Origin of the sequence: Streptomyces sp. NPDC021562 (assembly GCF_040640875.1) — a bacterium.
Lineage (GTDB): Bacteria > Actinomycetota > Actinomycetes > Streptomycetales > Streptomycetaceae > Streptomyces.
In genome coordinates this window covers 1-1324 of sequence record NZ_JBFACN010000095.1, presented here as the reverse complement: position 1 = coordinate 1324, position 1324 = coordinate 1, and the positions used below count along the sequence as shown (strand labels likewise).

Sequence of the window (1324 nt, the reverse complement as noted above, 5' to 3'; positions counted from 1 at the left end):
GTGAAATTCTCGACGTATGCAGTACCGATGATTATCGGCGAAATTCAACGCTTTATTCGTGATGACGGCACAGTCAAGGTGAGCCGCTCCTTAAAGGAATTGAGCAATAAAATCAGGAAAGCAAAAGATGAGCTCTCCAAACAGTATGGACGGACACCGACTGTCGGAGAGATCTCAGAGCATCTTGATATTCCGCCAGAGGATATAGTGTTAGCACAAGAGGCTGCAAGAACACCTTCCTCTATTCATGAAACAGTATATGAAAACGATGGCGATCCTATAACCCTTCTTGACCAGATTGATGATGGCAATGAGGGGAAATGGTTTGATAAAATCGCCTTGCAAGAAGCGATTAGGGAGCTTGATGAACGAGAAAGGCTAATTGTGTACCTCCGATATTATAAAGACCAGACACAATCAGAGGTTGCGACAAGGCTGGGAATTTCACAAGTACAAGTATCGCGGCTTGAGAAAAAGATATTATTACAAATGAAAGAGCAGATGGATATTTAATATCCATCTGCTTTTTTTTATGGAAATATTACCAATTATCTTCCCGCTAATAAATTACCACTTTCATGCAAATACTACCATCATCACAAAAACATTAGATGTTAGGATGTGAACATGAATGGCTGAGACGGTTTATATTCGGATGAGAAATCGTATCGAAAAAAGATTGAATGAGGATGTGCTGCTGCGAGATTTAGCACAAGTGATTGCTGCTGATGCTCTAATGGAACAATTGGAAGCAATGGTCATTTACCGTATTTCAGAGGGTGATCGAAATATCATTGTCATTGACAGTACAAGAATTATAAAAGCAATCCGCAGCATCAACCAAGACTTGGAGATACAGATTATCGGCCCTGCACAAACCATCATTGAAGTCATCCTCAAAAAAAAGGAAGCATCAATACCGCTTTTTTTGCTAGTTTGGCTGCTTCTTTTTATTGGATCTGCTCTGACTATTATGAACTTTCATGAAGATGTTAGTATGCAAGCAGTTCATCAAAAGCTGTATAAAATCATTACAGGAAAAGAGGTGGAAAAGCCTCTTATATTTCAAATTCCCTATAGCTTAGGTTTAGGCCTGGGGATGATTATCTTCTTTAATCATGTATTTAAAAAGCGTTTTAACGAAGAGCCAAGCCCCCTGGAAGTAGAGGTTTTCTCCTATCAGCAAGCTTTGGATCAATATGTAATCATGCATGAGAATAAAGAAAGCATGAAAAAACTAGATGATCATTAAGATACTTGTTGTGCTTTTTATCGGGGCGGCTTGGGGTATTACAGTCGGAGCTGGTTATGTTGCCTTTTTGAC

Annotated in this window: 2 protein-coding genes; both read left to right on the top strand. The window is 39.3% G+C overall.

Annotation, left to right across the window (positions count from 1 at the left end; all coding sequences use genetic code 11):
- A partial coding sequence (locus tag AB0G52_RS41160) for a sigma-70 family RNA polymerase sigma factor (RefSeq protein ID WP_361344424.1) occupies positions 1 to 513 on the top strand: 513 nt, incomplete at its 5' end.
- Between the two features lie 118 nt (positions 514 to 631).
- A complete protein-coding gene (locus tag AB0G52_RS41155; RefSeq protein WP_127737565.1) occupies positions 632 to 1252 on the top strand; it encodes a stage V sporulation protein AA in 621 nt (206 codons plus the stop codon).
- Positions 1253 to 1324 lie beyond the last annotated feature (72 nt).

What these genes read in the sequence shown, in the direction of transcription:
- AB0G52_RS41155 (WP_127737565.1), top strand. Translation starts at nt 632, where the DNA reads ATGGCTGAGACGGTTTATATTCGGATGAGAAATCGTATCGAAAAAAGA.